The organism is Streptomyces sp. NPDC054786, assembly GCF_053611685.1.
This window is the reverse complement of the sequence record NZ_JBSHAW010000011.1, coordinates 68,011-88,077: the sequence shown is the minus strand read 5'-3', so window position 1 is coordinate 88,077 and position 20,067 is coordinate 68,011. Positions and strand designations below refer to the sequence as shown.

11 protein-coding genes are annotated in these 20,067 nt (G+C 73.0%); 2 read left to right on the top strand and 9 right to left on the bottom strand.

What is annotated here, in order from left to right; genetic code table 11:
• Positions 1-118 precede the first annotated feature (118 nt).
• Entirely contained in the window at positions 119-2,404 is a 2,286-nt protein-coding gene (locus ACWGI6_RS11835; RefSeq protein WP_453267351.1) for an ATP-dependent DNA helicase UvrD2, read from the bottom strand.
• Between the two features lie 230 nt (positions 2,405-2,634).
• Between ACWGI6_RS11835 and ACWGI6_RS11830 the strand changes: the two genes are divergently transcribed.
• Positions 2,635-2,877 (top strand): mycoredoxin, encoded by a 243-nt coding sequence (locus ACWGI6_RS11830; protein ID WP_030089449.1) that lies wholly within the window; start codon positions 2,635-2,637, stop codon positions 2,875-2,877.
• A 278-nt stretch (positions 2,878-3,155) separates the two neighbouring features.
• Here ACWGI6_RS11830 and nudC read toward each other — a convergent pair whose 3' ends face one another.
• From nudC to ACWGI6_RS11805, 5 genes are all read right to left on the bottom strand, one after another.
• Positions 3,156-4,091: an NAD(+) diphosphatase gene (nudC, locus tag ACWGI6_RS11825; RefSeq protein ID WP_393907663.1), complete on the bottom strand. Its 936-nt coding sequence runs from the start codon at positions 4,089-4,091 to the stop codon at positions 3,156-3,158.
• A 76-nt stretch (positions 4,092-4,167) separates the two neighbouring features.
• Positions 4,168-5,568 (bottom strand): dipeptidase, encoded by a 1,401-nt coding sequence (locus tag ACWGI6_RS11820; protein WP_453267350.1) that lies wholly within the window; start codon positions 5,566-5,568, stop codon positions 4,168-4,170.
• Positions 5,569-5,578: 10 nt separating this feature from the next.
• The gene (locus ACWGI6_RS11815) at positions 5,579-9,244 is read right to left on the bottom strand and encodes a UvrD-helicase domain-containing protein (RefSeq protein WP_453267349.1); all 3,666 of its coding nucleotides are present in this window, start codon (positions 9,242-9,244) and stop codon (positions 5,579-5,581) included.
• Positions 9,245-9,377: 133 nt separating this feature from the next.
• Positions 9,378-12,959, bottom strand: a complete 3,582-nt coding sequence (locus tag ACWGI6_RS11810; RefSeq protein WP_453267418.1) for an ATP-dependent helicase — start codon at positions 12,957-12,959, stop codon at positions 9,378-9,380.
• 216 nt (positions 12,960-13,175) lie between these two features.
• Positions 13,176-13,601, bottom strand: coding sequence for an MGMT family protein (locus tag ACWGI6_RS11805; protein WP_453267348.1), 426 nt, complete (start codon positions 13,599-13,601; stop codon positions 13,176-13,178).
• Between the two features lie 187 nt (positions 13,602-13,788).
• On the opposite strand from ACWGI6_RS11805, the gene ACWGI6_RS11800 reads away from it, so the two are divergent.
• Positions 13,789-16,818 (top strand): lysylphosphatidylglycerol synthase domain-containing protein, encoded by a 3,030-nt coding sequence (locus ACWGI6_RS11800; protein ID WP_453267347.1) that lies wholly within the window; start codon positions 13,789-13,791, stop codon positions 16,816-16,818.
• 136 nt (positions 16,819-16,954) lie between these two features.
• Here the strand turns inward: ACWGI6_RS11800 and moeZ are convergent, their stop codons facing one another.
• From moeZ to ACWGI6_RS11785, 3 genes are all read right to left on the bottom strand, one after another.
• The gene (moeZ, locus tag ACWGI6_RS11795; protein WP_453267346.1) at positions 16,955-18,133 is read right to left on the bottom strand and encodes an adenylyltransferase/sulfurtransferase MoeZ; all 1,179 of its coding nucleotides are present in this window, start codon (positions 18,131-18,133) and stop codon (positions 16,955-16,957) included.
• A gap of 96 nt (positions 18,134-18,229) precedes the next feature.
• Entirely contained in the window at positions 18,230-19,051 is an 822-nt protein-coding gene (locus tag ACWGI6_RS11790) for a spherulation-specific family 4 protein (protein ID WP_453267345.1), read from the bottom strand.
• Positions 19,039-19,995: an NAD-dependent epimerase/dehydratase family protein gene (locus ACWGI6_RS11785; RefSeq protein ID WP_453267344.1), complete on the bottom strand. Its 957-nt coding sequence runs from the start codon at positions 19,993-19,995 to the stop codon at positions 19,039-19,041. The genes ACWGI6_RS11790 and ACWGI6_RS11785 overlap by 13 nt, the downstream gene beginning before the upstream one ends.
• Positions 19,996-20,067 lie beyond the last annotated feature (72 nt).

The following is a 20,067-nucleotide window of genomic DNA, read 5'->3' as shown; positions in this document are numbered from 1 at the left end:
TGGACCGGGAATCCCGTTCCAGGGTGTTCAAGTACAGCACGGATCCATCGGATCTCGGAAGATTTCCGTTGTCTCCGTTGCTTCCGAAGGCTATGGGGATGCGCTCCGCGCACGCAAACTATTTTTCCGACGAGTTTTCCGCGGCGTCCTCGGACCCGTCTCCCGAGGCCCCCACGAGCTCCTCGCCGGCACAGATTGCCAGCACGTCACTGCCGTAGCGGTCGAACTTCCGCCGCCCCACTCCTGAGATGACCGCAAGCTCCGATTCGGTTCCCGGAACGGCCTCCGCGATCGCCATCAGGGTCTTGTCGGTGAAGACGCAGTAGGCGGGCTGCCGGGAACGCGCGGCCTGCTCCGCCCGCCACTCACACAGCCGCTCATACAGCGCCTCGTCAAGCTCCGAGGGGCAGTCCTCACACCGCATCAGCTTCATCTCGCCCGCGTCCGTGAGGGTTTTGTTGCAGACCCGGCAGCGGGCGGGGCTGCGGTGCTTGGGGCGCCGTGCCACCGCGGCCGCCCCCTCACCGCGCTCGACGCCCCCGGAGAGCGCGCCCGGCGTACGGCGACCGGCCACCGCCCCGGAGCCGGGCCGCAGCCCGCTGAGGAAGCGGCTGGCGCGCCGGGAGGCCCGCCCGCCGGGAGAGCGCGCCAGCGACCAGGACAGGCCCAGATGCAGCCGGGCGCGGGTGACGCCGACATAGAGCAGTCGGCGCTCCTCCTCCAGCTGCTCATCGGTCTTGGCGTAGGTGATCGGCATCATGCCTTCGGTGAGGCCGACCAGGAACACGGCGTCCCACTCCAGGCCCTTGGCGGCGTGCAGGGAGGCGAGAGTCACCCCTTCGACCGTGGGGGCATGCTGGGCGTTGGCCCGCTCGTCCAGCTCGGCGACGAGGTCGGCGAGGGTGGCCGCGGGCCGGGCCTTGGCGAAGTCCTCGGCGAGCCGCACCAGAGCCGCCAGGGACTCCCAGCGGTCCCGCACCGCCCCGGAGCCGGCCGGCGGCCTGCTCGTCCAGCCCATGTCGCTGAGCACCGCCCGCACCTCGGACGGCAGGTCCATGGCGTCGTCGAGCAGCGCGTCGTTGCCACCGAAGCGGGCGGCGCCGCGCAGCTTGACGCCTGCCTCGCGCACCTCCGGCCGCTCGAAGAACCGCTCGGCGCCCCGCAGCTGGTACGGCACCCCGGCGTCGGCCAGCGCCTGTTCGTAGACCTCGGACTGGGCGTTGATACGGAAGAGCACGGCGATCTCGCCGGCCGACACCCCGGAGGCGATCAGGTCACGGATCCGGCGGGCGGTGCCCTCGGCCTCGGCGGGCTCGTCGGTGTACTCCGTGTACACGGGCTCGGGGCCGGCGTCGCGCTGCGAGATCAGCTCCAGGCGCTGTTCGGCGGCGCGCCCCTTGGCCTGGGTGAGCAGACCGTTGGCGAGGTGCACGACCTGCGGGCTGGAGCGGTAGTCGCGGACGAGCTTGACGACCGTCGCGTTCGGATGGCGGGTGCGGAAGTTGAGGAGGTGGTCCGGGGTCGCGCCGGTGAAGCTGTAGATCGTCTGGCTGGCGTCGCCGACCACGCAGAGGGTGTCGCGGTCCCCCAGCCACAGCTCCAGCAGCCGCTGCTGGAGCGGGCTGACGTCCTGGTACTCGTCGACGACGAAGTGCTGGTACTGGGTACGGACCTGCTCGGCGATGTCGTGCCGGTCCTGCAGCACACCGACCGTGAGCAGGAGCACGTCCTCGAAGTCGATGCTGCCGCGCTCGCGCTTGAGCTGCTCGTACGTGCGGTAGATCTGACCGATCTCGGCCGGGTCACGAGGGGCGTCGCGGCCGGCCTTGGCGACCGCGGCCGGATAGTCGGCCGGCACGGTCTGGGTGACCTTGGACCATTCGATCTCGGCCGTGACATCGCGCAGCTCGTTGCGGTCGAGCCGGATGCCGCAGCGCGCGGCGGCCTCGGCGACCAGCTGGATCTTGCGCTCCAGCAGTCGCGGGACCTCACCGCCGACGGCCTTCGGCCAGAAGAACTGGAGCTGCCGCAGGGCCGCGGAGTGGAACGTCCTGGCCTGGACCCCGCCCGCGCCGAGCTGGCGCAGCCGGCCGCGCATCTCCCCGGCCGCGCGGGCCGTGAACGTGACCGCAAGCACACTCGCGGGCTGCAGGATCCCCGCCCGTACCCCGTAGGCGATCCGGTGGGTGATCGCGCGGGTCTTGCCCGTACCGGCACCGGCCAGCACGCAGACGGGACCGTGCAGAGCCGTGGCGACCTCGCGCTGCTCGGGGTCGAGCCCGTCGAGCACCCCGTCGGCCGAGTCAGGCACCTGTGGGAAGAGAGAGGAGTCCGTTGCTGCTGTCACCCCGCCATGCTGCCAGGTCCGCAGAGCCGCCCGGGATAGCTGTCCACAGCCTCGCATCCCGGTCGTACACGACGCGTCCACTGTGGATTACGGACGGTGCGCGGCCGCGGCTCATGGTGTGCTGTGTCACGGCGGTCGAGCGGGCGGGACCGTGCAGGAGAGCCGGAAAGGGCCTGGTCACCGGAACCGGGAATGGCCGGGGCCCGATGCTCGTTGTGTTGCTTGGCCGGGCCGAGTACGGCGTCGGGCGGTATGGCATCAAGACTTATCGAAGGAGCGCGGGACGCATGGCGGGCACTGTGACGATGTACAGCACGACCTGGTGCGGCTACTGCCGTCGGCTGAAGGGTCAGATGGACCGCGAGGGCATCACGTACACCGAGATCAACATCGAGCACGACCCGGAGTCCGCGGCGTTCGTGGAGAAGGCCAACGGCGGCAACCAGACGGTGCCGACCGTGCTCTTCCCCGACGGTTCGACGCTGACCAACCCGTCCCTGGCGCAGGTCAAGCAGAAGGTCGGGGCCTGACGGCTTCTCCGGGGGCGTTGCCTGTGTGGTTCTCCGGGGGCGCTTCGCCTTCCCAGTTTTGCGGGGCGCTTCGCCTCGGTGGCGACACGGCGTCCCGGAGGGCAGTGGGGCTTCCCCGGCAGCGGTGGCGTTCCGCGTGAGCGGCCCCGCGCCGCCGCTGGACGTGCGCACAGGGCCGTCGGCCGGATCCACCACGTGGACCGGCCGGCGGCCCGCTGCGTGCCGCGCAACGGGGCGGGCCTGCGGGCGTCGTACAGCCGCCCGCACCCGCCCGGCCCTCACGGCCTGGGCAGCGGCTTGCCGTACCAGAGCTCGATGAGGCGGGCGGCGATGGAGATGCCGTACGGCGGGAGGACCTCGCCGGACTCGAAGGCGGCGCGCAGGTCCTCGCGGGAGAACCAGCGGGCCTCTTCGATCTCCTCGCCGTCGACCTGGATCTCGGAGGAGGTGGCACGCGCCATGAAGCCCAGCATCAGGCTGGAGGGGAAGGGCCAGGGCTGGCTGGCGATGTATTCGACCTCGCCGACGACGACGCCGGCCTCCTCGTAGACCTCGCGGGCCACCGACTGCTCGATGGACTCCCCCGGCTCGACGAAGCCCGCGAGGGTGGAGAAGCGGCCCTCGGGCCAGTGGACCTGGCGGCCCAGGAGTGCGCGGTCCTCCTCGTCGGTGACGAGCATGATCACGGCCGGGTCGGTGCGCGGGTAGTGCTCGGCGCCGCACGCCGGGCAGCGGCGGATGTGGCCCGCCGCGGCGATGACGGTGCGCTCGCCGCAGCGTGAGCAGAAGCGGTGCAGCCGCTGCCAGTTCTCCAGGGCGACGGCGTGGACGAGCAGACCGGCGTCGCGCGGGGACAGCAGCAGACCGGCCTCGCGCAGGCCCGCCGGGCGCGCGGACTGGTCCATGCGGCCGGGCAGCGAGTCCTTCTGGAGGGCGAAGTAGCTGACGCCCTCGTCGTCGGTGCCGAGGTAGTAGCGGTGGGCCTCGGTCAGTGGCGCCTCGAAGGACGGCGTCGTGATCAGCTCGGTGCGGCCGTCCGGGGTGTCGTCGATCAGCGCCTGTCCGCCGGACACCACGAAGACGCGCGTCGTCGGGTGGCTCCAGGCCGCCGCCAGCCAGGCCTCGTCGAGGCGGTGATGGGCGGAACGGTCAATTCCGCTCGGCGCGCTGAAGGTGAGCGGCCGGCCTGCGGTGTGGTCGGTCCAGGTGGTCACTGCTGTTTCCAACTCCCCCTATGGCGTGGGTGATTGCTGCGTACGGGCGCGGAGCGGTACGGCGCTGCGCGCGCGGTCAAGCCGTGCGCCAGGTCTCCGCCAGGTCGCCCCACAGGTGGGCGGCGGTCTCGACGCCCTTCATCAGCAGGTCGAGCTCGACCTTTTCGTTCGGTGCGTGCCAGCCGTCGGACGGCACAGAGATGCCGAGGAAGAGGACCGGGACGCCGAGGACGTCCTGGAGGTCGGCCGCCGGCCCGGAGCCGCCCTCACGGGTGAAACGGATCTTCTGTTCGAAGGCGCGGCCCATGGCGCGGACGACGGACTGGAGCGCGGGGTGGTCGAGCGGGGTGAGGCACGGGCGGGTGGCGCCCCAGAAGGTGATCTGGTGGCGGATGCCGGCCGGGAGACTCGCCGCGACCCAGTCGCGTACGGACTGCTGGACGGCGGCCGCGCTCTGCCCGGCGACCAGCCGGAAGGACAGCTTGAGCTGCGCGGTGGACGGCACGATGGTCTTGCCGCCGGGGCCCTGGTAGCCGCCGCCGATGCCGTTCACCTCGGCGGTGGGGCGGGCCCAGATGCGCTCCAGGGTCGTACTGCCGGCCTCGCCGAGGGAGGCGTGGGAGTGCGCGGTGCGCAGCCACTCCTCCTCGTCGAAGGGCAGCTCGGCGAAGAGTTCCCGCTCACGGTCGGTGAGTTCGATCACGCCGTCGTAGAAGCCGGGGACGGCGACCCGGCGGTCGGCGTCGTGCAGCGCGGCGGCCAGCCGGGCGGCCTCGGTGGCGGGGTTGGGGACGGCGCCGCCGAACGAGCCGGAGTGAATGTCCTGGTCGGGGCCGTAGAGGTCGATCTGACAGTCCGTCAGGCCGCGCATGCCGGTGCACACCGTGGGGGTGTCCCTGGACCACATGCCGGTGTCGGAAACGATCACCGCGTCGCAGGCGAGGCGGTCGGCGTGCTTCTCGATCAGGACCGGGAAGTTCGGTGAGCCGGACTCCTCCTCGCCCTCGATCAGCAGCTTGAGGTTGACGGCGGGGGCGGTACGGCCGGTCGCGGCGAGGTGCGCGCGGACGCCCAGGGTGTGGAAGAACACCTGGCCCTTGTCGTCGGCGGCGCCGCGTGCGTAGAGCTTGCCGTCAACGGTCCGGGGCTCGAAGGGATCGGTGTGCCAGCCGTCCTCGCGGGCGGCGGGCTGTACGTCGTGATGGCCGTAGACGAGCACGGTCGGCGCGGACGGGTCCCCCGAGGGCCACTCGGCGAAGACCGCGGGCAGGCCACCGGTCTCCCAGATCTCGGTGGTGCTGAAGCCGGTGTCGGAGAGCTTCGCGGCGAGCCATTCGGCGCTGCGGCGCACATCGCCGGCGCGCTCCGGGTCGGCGGACACGGAGGGGATGCGCAGCCAGTCGGCGAGGTCTTCGAGGAAGGCTTCGCGGTGGCGGGTGATGTACGTACGGACGGCGCTGTCCGGGGTTGTGCTCATACGACCGAGCCTATCGGCCTTGCGGGGGAGGCCGGTCAGCGGTCTCGCCGAGCAGGATGCGTTCCAGTCCGGCCCGGCCGGGCAGCCGGGCGGGCCGGACCACCTCGCCGCTGCGGACGTAGAGGAACGCGGCGCCGACGGCGGACGGCTCCAGGCCGTGGCGCTCGGCCCAGGCGAGGCGGTAGACGGCCAGCTGGAGGGGGTCGGCGCTGTGGGCCCGGCCGGTCTTCCAGTCGACGATCTCGAAGCGGTCGCCGTCGGGGCCGGGCTCCTTGTAGACGGCGTCGATCCGGCCGCGGACCACCCGTCCCGCGAGGGTCAGCTGGAAGGGGGCCTCGACGCGGAAGGGGGTGCGGTGGGCGTAGGGGGTGCGGGCGAAGGCTTCCTTGAGGGTGGCGAGGTCGTGCTCGTCGACGATCTCGGCCTCGCCCGGTTCGGCGCCGGGCAGCTCGTCGGGGCCCAGCAGCGGCAGCGTCAGCTCTTCGAAGCGGGATTCGACCCAGGCGTGGAAGCGGGTGCCGCGGCGGGCACCGGGCTGCGGCGGGCGCGGCATGGGGCGGGCCAGTTCGCGGGCGAAGCCGTCGGGGTCGGCGGCGAGACGGAGCAGCTGGGTGGCGCTGAGCGCGGAGGGCAGCGGGACGTCACGGACGGTGGCGCGGGCGCGGCGCAGCTCGGCGGCGAGCGCGTCCAGATCGCGGTCCCAGGACCCGATGGTGCGCCGCTCCTCGGGGAGGAGGGTGTGCGGCGCGGTGTCGCCGGGGTGGGCGGTGCCGGGGCCGGTGGGTGCCGTCAGGTCCGGCTCGGTGGCGCGCTGGGCGACGATATGGGCACGGAGCGGGGCCGGCTCGGCCTCGGGGGTGTCGGGCACCGGGGCGCCGTCGACGGGGCCGGCTTCCGGGTGGGCGTAGGACGCGGTCTCCTCGAACCGGCCGGGGCCGGGCACGGTGTACGGCGGGACCTCGTCGAACGGCGCCGCATCGTCGAACGGCGGGGCCTCGTCGAACGGGTCGGCTTCGGAGAGGTCGTACGGGTCGGCGTCCCATGCGTCCTCCGCCGGGGGCGGCGGCCAGTCGGGGTCGTGGGCGGACAGGGACGGCGGGGCGGCGGCGACGACGGTCCCCTCTTCCGTCCGGCGCTCCAGATGGGCGCGGACCGTGGCCGCGGCGGCGCGGCGGCGGGCCGTGGCGGTGGGGTCGAGGGGCAGCGGCCAGGCCTGTTCCCCGGCGGCCTCGGAGAGGGCCGGGTTCTCCTCGCCGTCCTCGGGGGCCTCGGCCCAGTGCTCGATCTCGCCGTGTCCCGCTTCGCAGTGCTCGCGCAGCGCCTCCAGGAAGGCGGACGGGCCGCGCGGTCGCTTCTGCTGGGGCCCCCACCAGTGGCCGGAGCCGAGCAGCAGGGAGCGGGGGCGGGTGAAGGTGACGTAGCCGAGGCGGAGTTCCTCGGTCTCCTGGTGCTGCTTCATCGCCTCCTTGAAGGACTTCAGGCCGCGGGCGGCCCACTCCCCGACGTCGGGGAGGGTCGCGGCGTCGCCGCGCAGGGCGTGCGGGAGGACCTTGGACCGGCTGGTCCACGACTCGCGGGCCTGTTCGCTGGGGAACTGCTTGGCGACCAGGCCGGGTACGGCGACCACGTCCCATTCCAGGCCTTTGGACTTGTGGGCGGTCAGGACCTTGACGGTGTTGTCGCCGCCGGGAAGGGAGCTGTCCAGGCCCTTTTCGAACTGGACAGCGGTGCGCAGAAAGCCGAGGAAGGCGAGCAGGGTGGCGTCGCCGTCGAGGGATTCGCCGCCCTGTTTGGCGGCGAATCCGGCCGCGATGTCGAGGAAGGTGCCGAGCGTTTCGCGGCGGCGGGCGGCGAGGGCGTGCGGTGACGCGGACAGCTCGACCTCCAGGCCCGTGGCGGCGAGCACCCGGTGGAGCACGTCCATGAGGGGGTCGCCGAGGGAGCGGCGCAGGTCGCGCAGTTCGGTGGCGAGGTAGGCGAAACGCACCCGGGCCTCGGAGGAGAACGGGAGCCCGTCGTCGGGTCCTTCGGCCTCCAGGAAGGTGTCGAGGGCGTCGGCGAGCGAGATGGTCTCGGCCGGGTCGACGCCTTCGACGGCCTCGGCGAGGCGCTGCCCCGGGTCGTCGGACGGGGCGCCGTGGTGGACGAGGGTGCGGGCGCGGCGGCCCAGGAGCGCCAGGTCGCGGGGGCCGATCCGCCAGCGCGGGCCGATCAGCAGGCGGACCAGGGCGGCGTTGGCCGTGGGGTCCTGGAGCACCTCGCAGACGGCGACGAGGTCGGCGATCTCCGGCAGATGCAGCAGCCCGGAGAGGCCGACGACCTCCACGGGGACGTCCCGGTCGACCAGTTCGCCCTGGATGCGGGCGAAATCACCGGCGGTGCGGCACAGCACGGCGATCTCGCCGGGTGGGGTGCCGGTGCGGACGAGGTGGGCGAGGGAGTCGGCGAGCCAGCTGAGCTCTTCGGCGTGGGTGGGCAGCAGGGCGCAGCGGACGATGCCGTCGCGCTCGGCGCCGGGGGCGGGGCGGAGCGCTTCGACGCCCTCGTGCATCCGGCGGAGTGGTGCGGCGAGGCCGTTGGCGAGGTCGAGGAGGCGGCCGCCACTGCGGCGGTTCTCGCTGAGCGCGTACCGGCGGGCGGGGGTGCCGTCCTGGAAGGGGAAGTGGACGGGGAAGTCGTCGAGGTTGGCCACGGAGGCGCCGCGCCAGCCGTAGATGGCCTGACAGGGGTCGCCGACGGCGGTGACGGCATGCCCCGTGGCGGTCCCGGTGGCGGTCCCGGTGCCGACGCCGAAGAGGCCGGACAGCAGCAGTCGTTGGGCGACGGAGGTGTCCTGGTACTCGTCGAGCAGGACGACACGGAATTCGTCGCGCAGGATCCGGCCGACCTCCGGGCGGGTGGTGGCGAGGGTCGCGGAGTGGGCGATCTGGTCGCCGAAGTCGAGGAGGTCGCGGCGGCGCTTCTCGGCCCGGTAGGCGGCGACGAGATCGAGCAGTTCCAGGCGGCCACGGGCGGTTTCGGGGACCTTGCGCAGGTCGGCGTTGGTGAGTTTCACACCGTCGAGGGCGGCGAGCAGCTCGGTGTCGTACGTGCGGAGCGCGGTGGGGTCCACAAGGTGTTCGGCGAGCTCGGCGTCCAGGGCGAGGAGGTCCTCCACGAGGGAGGGCAGCGAGGTGGTGAGCGCCGGGTAGGGGCCGGGGGCGGCACGGAGGGTACGGGCGGCGAGCTGGAAGCGGGTGGCGTCGGCGAGGAGCCGGGCGCTGGGTTCCAGGCCGATGCGCAGGCCGTGGTCCTTCAGGAGCTGGCCGGCGAAGGCGTGGTAGGTGGAGATCCGCGGCTCGCCGGGGGGCTGGTCGGTGGCGGTGCCGCCGGCGTCGGGCGGGAGCGCGTCGGGGTCGGTGACACCGGCGGCGAGGAGCGCGGCCCTGACGCGTTCGGCGAGTTCGCCGGCCGCCTTGTTCGTGAACGTCAGCCCGAGGACCTGTTCGGGGGCGACCTGGCCGGTGCCGACCAGCCACACCACGCGCGCGGCCATCACCGTGGTCTTGCCCGAACCGGCTCCGGCCACGATGACCTGCGGGGCGGGCGGGGCGGTGATGCACTCCGTCTGCTCCGGCGTGAACGGGATGCCGAGGAGCTCCTTGAGCTGCTCGGGGTCGGTGAGGTGAGCTGACACAGCGAAAACCGTAACGGGCGCCACTGACAACCGCCGTCGTCCCCGGCATCCGCGCAGGTCACAGGGGCAGGAACGGCAGCAGAGCCGACGGCCCGTGGCTCTCCTGCGCCCGCTCACCCACGACCGGCGCCGCTCACTCCACGACGTGCCGCCCCTCCGGCTGTGCGCTGCACGACGCCCGGAACGCGCAGTGTGTGCAGTGCGTGCCGGTCGTCGGCGTGAACCGCTCCTCCAGTACACGGCCCGCGGCGGAGGCGAGCAGTTCGCCGACCCACTCCCCCTCCAGCGGCTGCTGGCCCTGTACGGCGGGCAGCGCGTCGCCGCCTTCCTTCTGGGCGGCGCCCAGCCGCAGATGCACCAGTTCGGCGCCGCCCGGCTCCGGTGTGCGGCCGTCGAAGGCGTCGTCGACCGCACCCTCGCGCACCGCGAGCTGGTAGACGGCGAGCTGGGGGTGGCGGGCGACCTCGGGTCCGGTCGGTTTCTGTTTGCCGGTCTTGAAGTCGACGACGTACGCCCGGCCCTGCGCGTCCCGGGAGACGTGGTCCATGCTGCCGCGGATACGGACCTCGTAGGCGCCGGCCCGGAGGGTGAGGTCGAAGCCGTGCTCGGTGGCGACGGTGTCCCGGCCGCGGGTCTCGCGTTCCATGACGTGCCAGCGCAGGAAGCGCTCCAGGGCAGCGCGCGCGGTGTCCTTTTCCTGGCGTGACTTCCAGGGGGCGTCGAAGGCGAGGGCGTCCCATACGGAGTCCAGACGCTCCATCAGGACACTCAGATCGGCAGGTGTGCGGCCGGAGGCGACCTCGTCGGCGAGCACATGCACCACGTTGCCGAAGCCCTGGGCGGCGGTGGCCGGAGCGTCCGCCTTGACCTCGCGGCCCAGGAACCACTGGAGGGAGCAGGTGTGGGCGAGCTGGTAGAGGGCGCTGCCGGAGAGGACGACGGGGCGGTCGCGGTCGCGCAGCGGGACGGTGCTGTGGGTGGGTTCGTGCAGGCCCCACCAGTTGTCCGGGTGGGCGGCCGGTACCAGCGGGTGGTGGTCGTCGTCGTGCAGGGCCGCCAGTTTCGCGAGCCGCTGGGCGGCGGCCTCGCGCAGCGCCGGGGTGGCGGCCGGGTCGACGGTGGTGGCGCGCAGCTCGGCGACGAGCGCGGCCACCGAGAGGGGGCGGCGCGGCCGGCCGGTGACGTCCTGAGGGGCGACGCCCAGCTCGGTCAGGAAACGGGAGGGCTGGTCGCCGTCGTCGGCCGCGGTCTTCACGGCGGTGACGACCAGGCGTTCGCGGGCCCGGGTGGCCGCGACGTAGAACAGCCGGCGTTCCTCGGCGAGCAGCGCGCCCGGGGTGAGCGGCTCGGCCAGGCCGTCGCGGCCGATCCGGTCGGCTTCCAGGAGCGAGCCGCGCCGGCGCAGGTCGGGCCAGAGGCCCTCCTGCACTCCGGCGATGACGACGAGCCGCCATTCCAGGCCCTTGGCGCGGTGCGCGGTCATCAGCCGTACGGCGTCGGGGCGCACCGTGCGCCGGGTGAGGGTGTCGGCGGCGATGTCCTGGGCGTCGAGTTCCTCCAGGAAGTTGAGCGCGCCGCGGCCACCGGTGCGTTCCTCGGCGCGGGCCGCGGTCTCGAACAGTGCGACGACGGCGTCCAGGTCCCGGTCGGCGTTGCGCCCGGCGGCACCGCCGCGGTGGGCGGACCGCTCCAGACGCTGCGGCCAGGGGGTGCCGTCCCACAGCTCCCACAGCGCCTGCTCCGCGGTGCCGCCGCCGGCCAGCAGCTCCTGGGCCTTGCGCAGCAGCAGCCCGAGCCGCTGGGCGCCGCGCGCATAGGCGGGGTCGTGGGACACCAGGCGCTGCGGTTCGGCGAGCGCCTGGGCGATCAGCTCGTCGGAGGGCCGCGGCAGTGCCTGCCCGGCGGCCCGTTCCTCCTCACGCAGGGCGCGGCCCAGCCGCCGCAGATCGGCGGAGTCCATTCCGCCCAGGGGGGAGGTCAGCAGGTCCAGAGCGGTTTCGGCGTCGAGCCGGTGGCGGGCGGTGTCATCGGGGGCGGCCTCACCGGAGGGGGTGCGACCGGACGGGGCGTCACCGGGGGCGGCCTCGACGGATTCCGTCCCACCGGATGAAGCGTCATCGGAGTCCAGCTCACCGGACCGGTCGTCACCGGGGCCGGCGTCATCGGATTCCGTCTCACCGGACCGTCTGTCATCGGGACCGGCCTCACCGGAGTCCCCCTCACCGGACCGGCCGCCACCGGGACCCTCCACCGCAGGATCCTGCGCCAGTGCGGCCCGTGCCGCCGCCCGCAGCGCGGTCAGCAGGGGGGCGACCGCGGGTTCGTGGCGCAGCGGCAGATCGTCGCCGTCGATGTCGAGCGGCACCCCGGCGGAGGTGAGCGCGCGGCGTACCGGGGGGAGCGAGCGTCCCCCGGCGCGGACGAGGACGGCCATCTCGCCCCAGGGCACGCCGTCTTCCAGATGGGCGCGGCGCAGGATGTCGGCGATGTTGTCGAGTTCGGCACCGGGCGTCGGGTACGTATACACCTCGACGCGGCCGCCGTCCCGTACGGGCGCGGGCTCGCGGTGGGCCCGTACCTTCCGGGCCGGGAGGCGGGTGAGCGGCATCCGGCGGGTGAGCAGCCGGGTGGCCGCGAGCAGGGTGGTGCCGGAGCGCCGGGAGGTGCCGAGGACGGCCACCGGGGCGGGAGTTCCGTCTCCGCGGCGGAAGGTCTCGGGGAAGTCGAGGATGCCGTTGACGTCGGCACCGCGGAAGGCGTAGATCGACTGATCGGGGTCGCCGAAGGCGACGAGCGTGCGTCCCGGGGAGCCCGGTCGGCCCGCCGCTCCCTGGTTGCCCGCGAGCGCGCTCAGCAGCCGTACCTGGGCGACGTCGGTGTCCTGGTACTCGTCGACATAGACCGCGTCATAGGCGGCGGCCAGCTGCGCCGCGACGTCGGTGCGTTCGGCGAGCAGCACCGCGCGGTGCACCAGCTCGGCGTAGTCCAGTACGCCCTGGCCGTCCAGGACGTCGAGGTACTCGGCGAGGAAGCCGGCCGCGGCGCTCCAGTCGGGGCGTCCGGTGCGCCGGGCGAAGGCGCCGAGGGCGTCCGGGCCCAGGCCCAGTTCGCGGCTGCGGGCGAGCACCGCACGGACCTCGTCGGCGAAGCCTCGGGTGGTCAGACAGGCCCGCAGCTCGTCCGGCCAGCTCACCCGGGCGCGGCCGGCCCCGGCCAGCTCCGCCTGTCCTTCGAGGAGTTCACGGACGACGAGGTCCTGCTCGGGTCCGGACAGCAGCCGCACCGGGTCGGCGAAGAGGTCGGCGTCCTGATGGGCGCGGACCAGGGCGTAGCAGAAGGAGTGGAAGGTCGTCGCCTGGGGGATGCCCGCCCGTGGCCCGCCGCCCCCCGTGCCGGGCTGTCCCTCCAGATCCGCCAGCCGGGCCGCGAGCCGGTCGCGGAGTTCGACGGCGGCCTTGCGGCTGAAGGTGAGGACGAGGATCCGCTCGGGGTCGCCGCCGGCCCGCACCCGGCGGGCCACCGACTCCACCAGCGTCGTGGTCTTTCCGGTGCCCGGCCCGGCCAGCACCAGCAGCGGCCCGTGCCGGTGGTCAACCACGGCGCGCTGGGCTGCGTCCAAGACAGGAGGAGCCACCCGCCCCGGCGGGGTACGCACCAGTCGGTACGCGCCTGCGGCACCCCGCGGCGCCGCCCGGTGGGGCTGCGTCGACGGGATGGCCGAGAAGGAGGAACTCACGTGGATCGCCGGTCCTGAGGAGGTGCTCGTCGTGGTGCGTAGGTGGTGCGCGGCGCTGCGGGCCGCCGGCCGGGCCGGTGGCCCGGCTGCGCGGTGCGCGGCGGGGCCGTCCTCGTGACGGCAGTGCCCGACGCTACGCCAGGTGGCGCCCGAGCCGCAGCGCGTCCCCCGGCCCGCCGCGCGAGACCGAGGGGGCTACGGGGCGCCGCCGTCCTGGTGCCCGTCCCAGCGGGCCCGCCGCATATCGAGCCGCGGTATGTGGTCCTCGGCCTCCCGCGAGGCCGTACGCAGGGGTGTGTCCTCGTCCCGGTAGTGCGCCAGCGCGCGCAGTTCGCTGCCGGGCAGCAGCCGGCCGTCCGCGCGCACCACCCGCCACCAGGGCACCGCGGCGCCGTAGAGCGCCATCACCCGCCCCACCTGCCGCGGACCGCCCACCCGTCGCCCGTCACCGCCCTTCGCCGGAAGCCCTTCGGGCTGCCCCTCGTCCTGGAGCCACTCCGCGACATCGCCGTACGTCATCACCCGGCCCGCCGGGATCAGCTCGGCAACGGCCAGGACCCGCTCCGCGTACTCCGGGTATGCGGGGAGTTCACCCGCCGCCGTATCTCCGGTCCCACTCATTCGGTCCATCCTGCCGCACGGCACCGACAATGGGACCGGACACACGGTCCCGCACCCCCGGGAGGTCGGCGGCAGGGCGCCGTCAGCCCCGGTGCGGGAGGGGCGTTCCGCTTCCCGCACCCCCGAAATGCACCCTGATGCCCCCCTCCACCGGTCGTCCGTGCCACCATCTTCCGGACGGTGACTGGTGATACGAGATCAAGAAGAGACGGCCGAGCAGCAGGGTGCGGTGCCTCCACGGGAGGCGGGCACCCCTGAAGCGCTGGTCGTCGACGCCGTCGGCACCGCACCCGGACCGGCCGCGCCGACCGAGCGGCCGCAGCGGAGCCAGGCGTCACCACAGGGGAAGCACCAACGGAGGCCGGGCACGGCCTCCGCTACCGAAAAGGCGAGCACGATCGAGAAGGCCGAACCACCCGGGGCGTCCGAGAGGCCGGAAGAGCCCAAGGAGCCCGAGCCAACCGAGCGGCACGAGGAGGAGCGGAACAGCAAGGAGCCCGAGCAGGAGCAGGACGGACCGGCCGCGCGCGACCAGCGCAAGGAGCCGGCCTCCGGCGCACCCCCGGGCACGCCCCACACGGGCTCGCACCGTTCCGACCTGAGTTCCGACGAGTACGGCGAGTTCCACGTCGACCGGGTCTCCGGCGACGAGCCGCTGCTGCCCGCCCGGGTGCACCGCCCGGCCGATCTACTGCGGCTGCTGCTCGGCATCGCCGGGATCGCCCTCGTCCTCGGACTCGCCACCTTCGCCCACGGCACCACCCAGGGCCTGGCCCGGGACATCGGCACGGGCGCGAAGGCGGCGCCGCCGCTGCTGATCAACCTGGCGGGGCTCACCTCCAGCGTCGCGGTGCTGATCGTGCCGGTGGCGTTCGCCGTCGAGCGGCTGATCAAGCGCGACGGGCTGCGGATCGCGGACGGTGTGCTGGCCGCGGTCCTCGCCCACGGGGTGTCGCTGGCCGCCGATCTGTGGGTGGCCGAGGCCGCCCCCGCCTCCATCCGGGACGCGCTGACCCAGCCCCTCGAAAACGGTGCGCTCTCCGCTCCGGTGCACAGCTATCTGGCACCCGTGATCGCCTATATGACGGCGGTGGGCATGTCCCGGCGGCCGCGCTGGCGGGTCGCGATGTGGTGCGTACTGCTGCTGGACGCGTTCGCGGTGCTGGTCGGGCGGTACACCACACCGTTCGCGATCATCACGACCGTGCTGATCGGCTGGACCGTCGCCTACGGCACCCTCTACGCGGTCGGCTCCCCCAACGTCCGCCCCACCGGCCAGAACCTCCTCGCGGGGCTGCGCCGGGTCGGCTTCCACCCGGTCTCCGCCCTGCGCGCGGAGGACGCCACCACCACGGAGCACTCCGAGCACCCCGACCGCGGCCGCCGCTACCTCGTCACCCTGGAGGACGGCCCGCCGATCGATGTCACCGTCGTCGACCGCGAGCAGCAGGCGCAGGGCTTCTTCTACCGCGTGTGGCGCCGGCTCTCGCTGCGCGGCATCAACCAGCGCCGCAGTCTGCAGTCGCTGCGCCAGGCGCTGGAGCAGGAGGCGCTGCTGGCGTATGCGGCCATCGCGGCCGGTGCCCATGCCCCCAAGCTGATCGCCACCTCCGAGCTCGGCCCGGACGCGGTGATGCTGGTCTACGAGCACATCAGCGGCCGGACCTTCGACTCACTGGCCGACGACGAGATCACCGACGCGCTGCTGCACAGCGCCTGGCGGCAGGTCGAGTCGCTGCAGTCACGAAGGATCGCGCACCGGCGGCTGGTCGGGGACGCGCTGCTGATGGATCGTTCCGGCAATATCGTCCTGACCGAGCTGCGCGGCGGCGAGATCGCCGCCGGTGATCTCGTGCTGCGGATGGACATCGCCCAATTGCTGGCCACCTGCGGTCTGCGGGTCGGTGCCGAGCGCGCGGTGGCCGCGGCCGTCGAGGTGCTAGGCCCGGACGCGGTCGCCGACAGCCTGCCGCTGCTGCAGCCGATCGCGCTGAGCCGCACCACCCGCGCGACGCTGCGCCAGCTGGCCCGTGAGCGCTCCAAACGGGAGCGCGAGGCGGTGCTGGAGGCGTCGCAGGCCGCCAAGGAGGCGCGGGAGGCACGCGAGGCGGGGGGCCCCAAGGACCGCAAGACGATGCGGGCCGAGCGGCATGCGGAGAAGAACGCCGAGAAGCGGGCCCTGGACGAGGCGTCGGAGGAGGCCCGCGAGGAGGATCTGCTCGCCCAGATCCGCCGGCAGGTGTTGCTGATCCGTCCGACGGCGGTGATCGAACCCGCCAAGCTGGAGCGGCTCAGCCCACGCATCCTGATCAGCTGGATCGCCGGCGCCTTCGCGGTGTATCTGCTGTTGTCCCAGCTCACCAACTTCAACCTGGGCGATGTGGTCAGCGAGGCCCGGTGGGAGTGGGTGCTGGTCGCGATGTTCTTCTCGGCGCTGACGTATATCGCGGCGGCGATGAGCCTGCTGGGATTCGTCACGGAGCGGGTGTCGTTCGTCCGGACGGTCATTGCGCAGATCGCGGGCAACTTCGTGAAGCTGGTGGCGCCCGCGGCGATCGGCGGTGTGGCGCTCAACACCCGCTTCCTGCAGCGCGCCGGGGTCCGGCCCGGACTGGCGGTGGCGAGCGTCGGGGCGTCCCAGCTGTTCGGTCTGGGCAGCCATGTGCTGCTGCTGATGATCTTCGGCTATCTGACCGGCACCCAGGAGCAGACCCCGACGATCTCGCCGTCCCGTACGGTCATCGCCGGGCTGCTGACCGTGGCCGTGCTGGTCCTGATCGTCACCGCGGTGCCGGCCCTGCGGAAGTTCGTCTCGACCCGGGTGCGGTCGCTGTTCGCGGGAGTGGTCCCGCGGATGCTGGACATCCTGCAGCGGCCCGGGAAGCTGGTCACCGGCATCGGCGGGATGCTGCTGCTGACGGCGGCGAACGTGATGTGCCTGGACGCCTCGATCCGGGCGTTCGGCGGCGGCGAGACGATCAGTTACGCCAGTATCGCGGTCGCCTTCCTCGCCGGTAACGCGCTGGGGTCGGCCGCGCCGACGCCGGGCGGTGTGGGTGCCGTCGAGGGCGCGCTGATCGGTGCGCTGACGTTCGCCGGGCTCGCCGCCGATACGGCCTTCCCGGCGGTGCTGCTGTTCCGGCTGATGGTCTTCTGGCTGCCGGTGCTGCCGGGCTGGCTGGCCTTCACGTATCTCACCCGCAAGGGCGAGATCTGAGCGGAAGCCGCCGCCGTACGGGCCGGGAGCGCCCGCCTGTACGCACTGCACACAGCGCAAAGGCGCCGGTCCGTGGTGCACGGACCGGCGCCTTTGCGCTGGGCTCGGAGGCCTCGCAGGAGGCCCCGGCGAAGACCTAGTAGACCGGCTTCTCCGGCTCGACGGTGTTGACCCAGCCGATGACGCCGCCGCCGACGTGCACGGCGTCGGCGAAGCCCGCGGACTTCAGCACGGCCAGGACCTCGGCGGAGCGGACGCCCGTCTTGCAGTGCAGGACGATCTTCCGGTCCTGCGGCAGGTCCTGGAGGGCGGTGCCCATCAGGAACTCGTTCTTCGGGATCAGCCGGGCGCCGGGGATCGAGACGATCTCGAACTCGTTCGGCTCGCGGACGTCGATGATCTCGATCTTCTCGTCGCCGTCGATCCACTCCTTGAGCTGCTTGGGAGTGATCGTCGAGCCGGCCGCCGCCTCCTGGGCCTCCTCGGACACGACACCGCAGAAGGCCTCGTAGTCGATGAGCTCGGTGACGGTCGGGTTCTCACCGCAGATGGCGCAGTCCGGGTCCTTGCGGACCTTGACCTGACGGTAGGTCATCTCCAGCGCGTCGTAGATCATCAGCCGGCCGAGGAGCGGCTCACCGATGCCGGCGAGCAGCTTGATGGCCTCGTTGACCTGGATGGAGCCGATGGAGGCGCACAGCACACCGAGGACGCCGCCCTCGGCGCAGGAGGGCACCATGCCGGGCGGCGGGGGCTCCGGGTACAGGCAGCGGTAGCAGGGGCCGTGCTCGCTCCAGAACACCGACGCCTGGCCGTCGAAGCGGTAGATCGAACCCCAGACGTACGGCTTGTTCAGCAGCACGCAGGCGTCATTGACCAGGTAGCGGGTGGCGAAGTTGTCGGTGCCGTCGACGATCAGGTCGTACTCGGCGAAGAGCTCCATGACGTTCGTGGAGTCGAGGCGCTCTTCGTGCAGGTTGACGGTGACGTACGGGTTGATGCCCAGCACCGTGTCCTTGGCGGACGCGGCCTTGGAGCGGCCGATGTCCGCCTGGCTGTGGATGATCTGGCGCTGCAGGTTCGACTCGTCGACCTCGTCGAACTCCACGATGCCGAGCGTGCCGACACCGGCCGCGGCCAGGTACATCAGCGCGGGCGAGCCCAGGCCACCGGCGCCCACACACAGCACCTTGGCGTTCTTCAGCCGCTTCTGCCCGTCCATCCCGACATCAGGGATGATCAGGTGGCGGGAGTACCTGCGGACCTCATCGACGGTGAGCTCGGAAGCGGGCTCGACCAGGGGTGGCAGCGACACGGGGACTCCGTTGGTCGGTCTTGATGGGTTCCCCCCGCCCGAGCGGAGCCGAGAGTGGGGGAGATTGCTCTCCCCGTAACACTGCCACGCCCGTCTTCATTCCGAGACTCCCGTTCCGATGCGCGAGACGATGTCGTCCCAGTAGCCGGGCAGCGCTTCCCAGGCCCCGTCGGCAGTACCTGCCGCCGCGGCGGCCCGGCGGTCGGTGACGTACACGGTGCCCGCGCCTTGCCAGCGGGCGATCCGCAGCGCCTCGTCGAGATGCGTCCGGGGCACGCTGTGGACGAGGTGGCAGAACCTCTCCGGAGGGTGGTCGGCGGTCCACTCGGCCACCTGCGACCAGCGGTAGTCGGCCCAGGAGCCGGCGAAGGTGACGAGCTGGTCGGCGGACTCGGCATAGCCGGGGTGGGGGTGGCTGCCGTGTCCGAAGACGAGATAGCCGGCGCCCAGGGCGCGCAGGGTGGTGGCCAGCCGCCGGGTATCGGGCAGCAGCGTCCGGTCCGTGGGACAGCGGTCCAGCCAGAAGCCGTCGGCTTTGTACCACTCCAGGTAGCGGTGGGCGTCGGAGAGCAGCTCGCCGAAGGGGCGCGTACCGCGCCCCATGTCGAGGTGTCCCAGCAGGCGGACACCGGTCTCCCGCAGCCGGGCGGCGGCCGGCAGACAGTGCGGGTCGGGGCGGGCACCGGGCCCGTTGGACACATTGAGCACCGCCCAGTGCAGCGGCCCCGTCCGCAGCGGGGCCCGGGGACCGCCGTGCTCCGCGTCCTGCCGCAGGACGATCCCGCCGGAGCAGCGCAGCAGTTCGGCCCATTCGGTGGGGGCCAGCAGCGGATGGGCGAAGCCCGGCACGCCGATCCCGCGCGGTGTCGACCCGTGCGGGGCGTGGGCGGTGTCGGTGGGACTGGTCAGATACGACATGCGGCCTCCATCCAGATGTCGGCCAGGGACTCCTCCAGCCCGATCCGGGGGCGCCAGCCGAGCCGGTCGCGGGCGGTGCGGACATCCGCCTGCTGCCAGGTGCCGCAGCCGTCCGGATACGGGTAGGTCGCGGGCGGTGAGCCGGCCGGGTGCTCGGGGGACGGGCCGGGGATGACCAGCCGGGCCGGCGGGGAGTCGAGCTCGTGGAGCGCGCCGCCGAAGCCGGCGACCCGGGCGAGCACGGAAGCGGCCTCGCGCAGCCGTACGGCCCGGCCGGTCCCGATGTTGACGACGCCCTGGGCGGCGGACAGCGAGGCGGCGTGCACCGCGCGCGCGACATCACGGACATCGACGAAGTCCCGCTGCACGCCGAGCCCGCCGAGCTTGAGCTCGTTGTCGCCGGACTGCATGGCGCGGCGCATCGCCTCGGCGAGCCGGCCGAGCGGCGATCCGGCCGGGGTGCCGGGACCGACCGGCGAGAAGATCCGCAGCACGACGGCGTCGAGTCCGGAGCCCAGGACGAGTTCGGTGGCGGCGAGCTTGCTGACGCCGTACGGCCCCCCGGGGCGCGGCACCGCGTCCTCGGCGGTGGAGGAGCCGGGCTGGGAGGGCCCGTACTCGGAAGCGCAGCCCAGTTGGACGAGCCGGGCGCCGCAGCTGCTGCGCCGCAGCGATTCGCAGATGGTGGCGACCGCGACGGTGTTGTGCCGGGTCAGCTCGCGGGCACCGCCACGGGTGGCGCCCGCGCAGTTGACGACGACACCGGGGTGGACCGCGTCGAAGAAACGGGTGAGCGCCCCGGGGCTGCCGGTGGCCAGGTCGAAGCGGACGTCGGCGTCGTCCCCCCGTCCGAGGGCGGTGAGCTGGACGGCGGGGTCGGCGAGCAGGCGGTCGGCGACATAACGGCCCAGATAGCCGTTGGCACCGATGAGCAGCACCCTCATCGTGCGACCCCCCGGTCCGCGTGGCGTGTGGTCGGCTGGACGTTCATGTGTCGTGCTCCTAAAGCGGATCGA